This is a genomic window from Micromonospora sp. NPDC003776 (genome assembly GCF_053605645.1).
The window spans coordinates 1-6268 of record NZ_JBSGJR010000422.1 but is presented as its reverse complement, the minus strand read 5'-3'; the positions used below and the strand labels follow the sequence as shown (position 1 = coordinate 6268).

Annotated in this window: 8 protein-coding genes; all 8 read right to left on the bottom strand. The window is 70.0% G+C overall.

Features of this window, described 5'->3' with window-relative positions:
• Nucleotides 1–394: metal-sulfur cluster assembly factor (locus tag ACWEVO_RS26895; protein WP_452310290.1), on the bottom strand; the 394-nt coding region annotated here is incomplete at its 3' end.
• On the bottom strand, nucleotides 391–867 hold the full coding sequence (gene sufU, locus ACWEVO_RS26890) for a Fe-S cluster assembly sulfur transfer protein SufU (RefSeq protein ID WP_452310289.1): 477 nt from the start codon (nucleotides 865–867) through the stop codon (nucleotides 391–393). The genes sufU and ACWEVO_RS26895, both read right to left, overlap by 4 nt.
• Nucleotides 867–2171, bottom strand: a complete 1305-nt coding sequence (locus ACWEVO_RS26885) for a cysteine desulfurase (protein ID WP_452310288.1) — start codon at nucleotides 2169–2171, stop codon at nucleotides 867–869. The genes sufU and ACWEVO_RS26885 overlap by 1 nt, the downstream gene beginning before the upstream one ends.
• 11 nt (nucleotides 2172–2182) lie before the next feature.
• Nucleotides 2183–2956: a Fe-S cluster assembly ATPase SufC gene (sufC, locus tag ACWEVO_RS26880; protein ID WP_091270088.1), complete on the bottom strand. Its 774-nt coding sequence runs from the start codon at nucleotides 2954–2956 to the stop codon at nucleotides 2183–2185.
• Nucleotides 2956–3282, bottom strand: a complete 327-nt coding sequence (locus tag ACWEVO_RS26875) for a non-heme iron oxygenase ferredoxin subunit (protein WP_393179161.1) — start codon at nucleotides 3280–3282, stop codon at nucleotides 2956–2958. The genes sufC and ACWEVO_RS26875 overlap by 1 nt, the downstream gene beginning before the upstream one ends.
• A complete protein-coding gene (gene sufD / locus ACWEVO_RS26870) occupies nucleotides 3282–4424 on the bottom strand; it encodes a Fe-S cluster assembly protein SufD (RefSeq protein WP_452310287.1) in 1143 nt (380 codons plus the stop codon). The genes ACWEVO_RS26875 and sufD overlap by 1 nt, the downstream gene beginning before the upstream one ends.
• A 107-nt stretch (nucleotides 4425–4531) precedes the next feature.
• Nucleotides 4532–5962, bottom strand: coding sequence for a Fe-S cluster assembly protein SufB (sufB, locus tag ACWEVO_RS26865; RefSeq protein WP_452310286.1), 1431 nt, complete (start codon nucleotides 5960–5962; stop codon nucleotides 4532–4534).
• Nucleotides 5959–6268, bottom strand: a 310-nt coding sequence (locus ACWEVO_RS26860) for a helix-turn-helix transcriptional regulator (RefSeq protein ID WP_452310285.1), incomplete at its 5' end; no start/stop codon positions are given. The genes sufB and ACWEVO_RS26860, both read right to left, overlap by 4 nt.

The following is a 6268-nucleotide window of genomic DNA, read 5'->3' as shown; positions in this document are numbered from 1 at the left end:
CCTGCGGACCGTGGCGCGGCAGCGGCTCAGCGACCAGGTGTGAGTACCCTCTCACCCGTGGACGATCACCTGCCGGAGAGCCTGCGGGCCGTGGATCGTCGACCAGCCCGCCGCCCGGACCGGTGGTCAGCGCCTGCCGGGCCTGGTCCTCGATCACGTCGGTGAGCGGGCAAGCCGCCGAGGTCAGCGTCATGTCCAGGGTGGCCACGTTCTGGTCGTCGACATGGACGCCGTACACCAGCCCCAGGTCAACCACGTTGATGCCCAGCTCCGGGTCGACGACGTCCTTCATCGCCTCCTCGATGTCGGCGATGGCGGCCTTGCCGCCGGTCGGCGTCGCCGCGCCGTCGGTCGCCACCGCGCCGGTCTCCGGCGTCGTGGTCTCGTCGCTCATGCCTTCACCTCCGTCGGGCTCACGCCCACCCCGGCGCGTGCCGCGGCGTCCTTGAACGCCATCCACGACAGCAGCGCGCATTTCACCCGGGCCGGGTAGCGCGCGACACCCGCGAACGCCACCCCATCTCCGAGCACCTCCTCGTCAGGCGTGACCTGGCCACGCCCGGACATCAACTCGACGAACGCCTCGTGCACCACCGCGGCGTCGTCCGCGGCCCGGCCGCGCAGCAGCTCGTGCAGCACGCTCGCCGACGCCTGGCTGATCGAGCAGCCCATCCCGTCGTACGAGATGTCGGTGAACACCTTGCCGTCGGTGGCCACCCGCACGGTGATCTCGTCGCCGCAGGTCGGGTTGACGTGGTGCGCCTCCCCCACCCGGGCGTCCGGGCCCGCCGCATCCCGCAGGCCACGGCCGTGCGGGTGCTTGTAGTGGTCCAGGATGATCTCCTGGTAGAGCTGGTCGAGCTGCATCAGTCGAACACCTTCCGCACCTGCTCGAGACCGGCCACCAGCGCGTCGATCTCCTCCGTCGTGGTGTACAGGTAGAACGACGCCCGGGTCATGGCCGGCACACCGAACCGGCTGCACACCGGCTTCGCGCAGTGGTGCCCGACCCGTACCTGCACGCCGAGCGAGTCGAGCACCTGCCCGACGTCGTGCGGGTGCACGTCGCCGAGGGCGAAGGAGATCGTCCCGCCCCGGCCGACCGGCACGTTCGGGCCGAAGATGCGCAGCCCTGGCACGGTGGCGAGCGCGTCCAGCGCGTACGCCGTCAGCTCCTTCTCGTGCCACTGGATGGCGCGCATCCCGACCGCGGTGAGGTAGTCCACCGCCGCGCCCAGCGCCACCGCCTCGGCGATCGGCGGGGTGCCCGCCTCGAACCGGGCCGGCGGCGCGGCGAACGTCGACCGGGCCATGGTCACCGTCTCGATCATCGAGCCGCCACCCATGACCGGGGGCATCGCGGCGAGCAGCTCGCCCCGGCCCCAGAGCACCCCGATGCCGGTCGGGCCGCACATCTTGTGCCCGGTGAAGACGATGAAGTCGGCGTCGTAGTCGACCACGTCCATCGGCATGTGCGGCACCGACTGCGAGCAGTCGAGCAGCAGCAGGGCGCCCACCTCGCGGACCCGCTGGGTGATTCGCCCGGTGGCGTTGACCGTGCCCAGGATGTTGGAGGTGTGCACCAGCGAGACGATCTTCGTCCGCTCGGTGACCAGCTCGTCGAGCCCGGATTCGTCGAGCCGGCCGTGGTCGGTGACCGGGAACCAGCGCAGGGTCGCGCCGGTCCGCTCCGCGAGGAGCTGCCACGGGACGATGTTCGAGTGGTGCTCCATCTCGGAGATCACGATCTCGTCGCCGGGGCCGATCCGGAACCGCGGGTCGGCGTCGGGGCGCAGCGCGGCGTTGGAGAACGCGTACGCCACGATGTTGATCGCCTCGGTGGAGTTCTTGGTGAAGACCACCTCGTCGACGCTCGGCGCGTTGATGAACGCGGCGATCTTCGCGCGCGCCCCCTCGTACGCCTCGGTCGCCTCGGTGCCCAGGGTGTGCACCGAGCGCGACACGTTGGCGTTGTGCGCGGCATAGTGCTCGGCGAGCACGTCGAGCACCTGGCGCGGCTTGTGCGAGGTGTTGGCGCTGTCGAGGTAGACCAGCGGGTGCCCGTTGACCTCCCGGTCCAGGATCGGGAAGTCGGCCCGCACCCGCGCCACGTCGAAGCGGGGCACGTCGTCGTACTGCGGCATGCCCGCCGGGATCGCGATCGAGGTCATCGGGTGCTCGCTCAGGCCCGCGCCGAACCGGCCCCGGCGACGTACCGCTCGTAGCCCTCTTCCTCGAGCTTGTCGGCCAGCTCCGGGCCGCCCTGCTCGACGATCCGGCCGGCGACGAAGACGTGCACGAAGTCCGGCTTGATGTAGCGCAGGATCCGGGTGTAGTGGGTGATCAGCAGCAGGCCGGTGTCGCCGGTGTCGCGGACCCGGTTCACGCCCTCGCTGACCACGCGCAGCGCGTCCACGTCGAGGCCGGAGTCGGTCTCGTCGAGGATGGCCATCTTCGGCTTGAGCAGCTCCAGCTGCACGATCTCGTGCCGCTTCTTCTCGCCGCCGGAGAAGCCCTCGTTGACGTTGCGCTGCGCGAACGCCGGGTCCATCTGCAGCTTCTCCATGGCGCCGCGCAGCTCGCCGGCCCAGGTCCGCAGCTTCGGCGCCTCGCCGTCGATGGCGGTCTTGGCGGTACGCAGGAAGTTGGCCACGGAGACACCGGGCACCTCGACCGGGTACTGCATGGCCAGGAAGAGGCCGGCGCGGGCCCGCTCGTCGACGGACATGGCGAGCACGTCCTCGCCGTCGAGGGTCACCGAGCCGCCGGTGATCTCGTACTTGGGGTGACCGGCGATCGAGTACGCCAGGGTGGACTTGCCGGAGCCGTTCGGGCCCATGATGGCGTGGGTCTCGCCCGACTTCACGGTCAGGTCGACGCCGGCCAGGATCGGCTTGAGCTCACCCTCGGGCAGCTTGACCGACACCTTCAGGTCGCGGATCTCCAGGGTGCTCATTATCGGGTCACTCCATTGCTCGGCGTCAGGCTGACGTAGATGTCGCCGTCGCGGACTTCGACGGGGTAGACGGGAACGGGTTCGGTCGCGGGCAGCCCAGTGGGCTCACCGGTACGCAGGTCGAAACGGGAACCGTGCAGCCAGCATTCCAGCGTGCAGCCGTCGACCTCGCCCTCGGAGAGGGCCACCGCGGCGTGCGAGCACTCGTCGTACACGGCGTAGAAGTTGTCGTCCTCGGCGTGCACGATGGCGAGCTGCGTGCCGTCGACGTCGGCGCTGATCGCGGTGCCCTTCGGCACGTCCTCGGTGGAGCAGATCTTGATCATCAGGCGCCGGCCTTCGCCAGGCGGGCCTCGATCGCGTCGCCGAGCCGCTCGCGCAGCTCCTCGACCGGGATCTTGTTGATCAGCTCGGCGAAGAAGCCGCGGACCACCAGGCGGCGCGCCTCCCCCTCCGGGATGCCCCGGGCCATCAGGTAGAAGAGCTGCTCGTCGTCGAAGCGACCGGTCGCGCTCGCGTGCCCGGCGCCGGCGATCTCGCCGGTCTCGATCTCCAGGTTGGGTACGGAGTCCGCCCGCGCGCCGTCGGTCAGCAGCAGGTTCCGGTTGATCTCGTACGTGTCGGTGCCGGTCGCCTCGGCGCGGATCAGCACGTCACCGACCCAGACGGTGTGCGCGCTGTCGCCCTGCAGGGCGCCCCGGTAGCCGACGTAGCTGCGGCAGTCCGGCACGGTGTGGTCGACCAGCTGCCGGTGCTCCAGGTGCTGGCCGGAGTCGGCGAAGTAGAGGCCGTACAGCTCGGCCTCGCCGCCGCGCTCGGCGTACTCCACCGAGGTGTACTGCCGGACCAGGTCGCCGCCGAGGCTCACCTGCACGTGGATCACCTTGGCGTCGCGGCCCAGCTTGACCTTGAGGTGCTGCGCCTGCACCGCGTCGTCGGCCCAGTCGGCGATGGTGACCAGGGTCAGCTTCGCGCCGTCGCCCACCGCCACCTCGACGTTGTCGGCCAGGGTGGCGGAGCCGGCGTGCTCCAGCACCAGGGTCACCTCGGCGAACCGGCCGACCTCGACGAAGGTGTGGCCGAAGGCGAGCGCCTCGGCCCCCTCGCCGACCACCCGCAGGCTCACCGGGGCGGACACCACCGCGTCGCGGTCGACCCGCACCAGCAGCGCCTGCTCGGCCCCGCCGTACGCCAGCGCGCTCACCCGGTCGAACGGGGTGAGCACGCTGCCCACCCGCGGGTCGTCCCGGCCGATCCGGTCGACGGTGACGCCCTCGGGCAGGTCGGCGTACTCGTGGCGGACCGTGCCGGTCGCGGCCGGCACCCCACCCGTCAGGCCGCGCAGGCGCTTGAGCGGGGTGAACCGCCACTCCTCCTCCAGGCCGGTCAGGGCCGGGAAGTCGGCGACGTCGTACGAGCGGAGCGCCTGCGACTTGGTGGCGGGCGGCGCGGAAGCCTGGGTAGTCATCTCTTCCTTGGTCTGTTCTGCGACGACGGTGTCATTGATCGGAGGGCGGGTCGGGCTGGTCGGTGCCCGGCGCGACCGGTCGGGGTCGCGCCGGGGTCAACCGAGGATCAGCCGACCGCGCCCTCCATCTGGAGCTCGATCAGGCGGTTGAGCTCCAGGGCGTACTCCATCGGGAGCTCCTTGGCGATCGGCTCGATGAAGCCGCGCACGATCATCGCCATCGCCTCGTCCTCGCTCAGGCCCCGGCTCATCAGGTAGAAGAGCTGGTCCTCGCTGACCTTGGAGACGGTCGCCTCGTGCCCCATCGACACGTCGTCCTCACGGATGTCGACGTACGGGTAGGTGTCGGAGCGGGAGATGGTGTCGACCAGCAGCGCGTCGCACTTCACGGTGCTCCGGCTGTTGGTCGAGCCCTCCAGCACCTGCACCAGACCGCGGTACGAGGTGCGGCCGCCGCCCCGGGCGATCGACTTCGACACGATGGTCGAGGAGGTGTGCGGCGCGGCGTGCACCATCTTGGCGCCGGCGTCCTGGTGCTGGCCCTCGCCGGCCATGGCCACCGAGAGCACCTCGCCCTTGGCGTGCTCGCCGGTCATGTAGACCGCCGGGTACTTCATGGTCACCTTGGAGCCGATGTTGCCGTCGATCCACTCCATGGTCGCGCCCTCGTGGCAGACGGCGCGCTTGGTGACCAGGTTGTAGACGTTGTTCGACCAGTTCTGGATGGTCGTGTAGCGGCAGCGGGCGTTCTTCTTGACGATGATCTCCACGACGGCGCTGTGCAGCGAGTCCGAGGAGTAGATGGGCGCGGTGCAGCCCTCGACGTAGTGCACGTACGCGCCCTCGTCGACGATGATCAGCGTCCGCTCGAACTGGCCCATGTTCTCCGTGTTGATCCGGAAGTAGGCCTGCAGCGGGATCTCCACGTGCACGCCCTTCGGCACGTAGATGAACGATCCACCGGACCAGACGGAGGTGTTCAGCGCGGCGAACTTGTTGTCGCCGACCGGGATGACCGTGCCGAAGTACTCCTTGAACAGGTCCTCGTGCTCGCGCAGCGCGGTGTCGGTGTCGAGGAAGACGACGCCCTGCTCCTCGAGGTCCTCACGGATCTTGTGGTAGACGACCTCGGACTCGTACTGCGCCGCGACACCGGCGATCAGCCGCTGCTTCTCCGCCTCGGGGATGCCCAGCTTGTCGTAGGTGTTCTTGATGTCCTCGGGCAGGTCCTCCCAGCTGGCGGCCTGCTTCTCGGTGGACCGGACGAAGTACTTGATGTTGTCGAAGTCGATCCCGGTGAGGTCGGCGCCCCAGGCCGGCATCGGCTTGCGGCCGAACAGCCGCAGGCCCTTCAGGCGCAGGTCGAGCATCCAGGCCGGCTCGTTCTTCTTGGCCGAGATGTCCCGCACCACCGCCTCGTTGAGGCCGCGCTGGGCGGACGCCCCCGCGACGTCGGGGTCGGCCCAGCCGTACTCGTAGCGACCGAGGGCGGCGAGCTGCTCCTCCTGGGTCAGGGGCTGGACGATCTGCTCGGTCATCTATCTGTCCTCACAGGGTTGACGGTGTTACGGGACTGGGCCGGGATGTGCGTGGTGCACACCCCGTCGCCGTGCGCGATGGTGGCCAGACGCTGCACGTGGGTGCCGACCAGACGGGAGATGACCGCCGTCTCGGCCTCGCACAGCTGGGGAAACTCGGCGGCCACGTGCGCCACCGGGCAGTGGTGCTGGCAGAGCTGGCCGCCGGAGGCGATCGTGGACGCGTTGGCAGCGTAGCCCTCGGCGGTGAGCGCCCCGGCGAGCGCCTCCGCCCGGGCGAGGGGGTCGTCGCCGGCGTCCTCCATG

Bases quoted from the DNA above. Each gene is read 5' to 3' on its own strand.
- sufB (WP_452310286.1), bottom strand. From the start codon at position 5,962: ATGACCGAGCAGATCGTCCAGCCCCTGACCCAGGAGGAGCAGCTCGCC.
- sufU (WP_452310289.1), bottom strand. From the start codon at position 867: ATGCAGCTCGACCAGCTCTACCAGGAGATCATCCTGGACCACTACAAG.
- ACWEVO_RS26885 (WP_452310288.1), bottom strand. From the start codon at position 2,171: ATGACCTCGATCGCGATCCCGGCGGGCATGCCGCAGTACGACGACGTG.
- sufC (WP_091270088.1), bottom strand. From the start codon at position 2,956: ATGAGCACCCTGGAGATCCGCGACCTGAAGGTGTCGGTCAAGCTGCCC.
- ACWEVO_RS26875 (WP_393179161.1), bottom strand. From the start codon at position 3,282: ATGATCAAGATCTGCTCCACCGAGGACGTGCCGAAGGGCACCGCGATC.
- sufD (WP_452310287.1), bottom strand. From the start codon at position 4,424: ATGACTACCCAGGCTTCCGCGCCGCCCGCCACCAAGTCGCAGGCGCTC.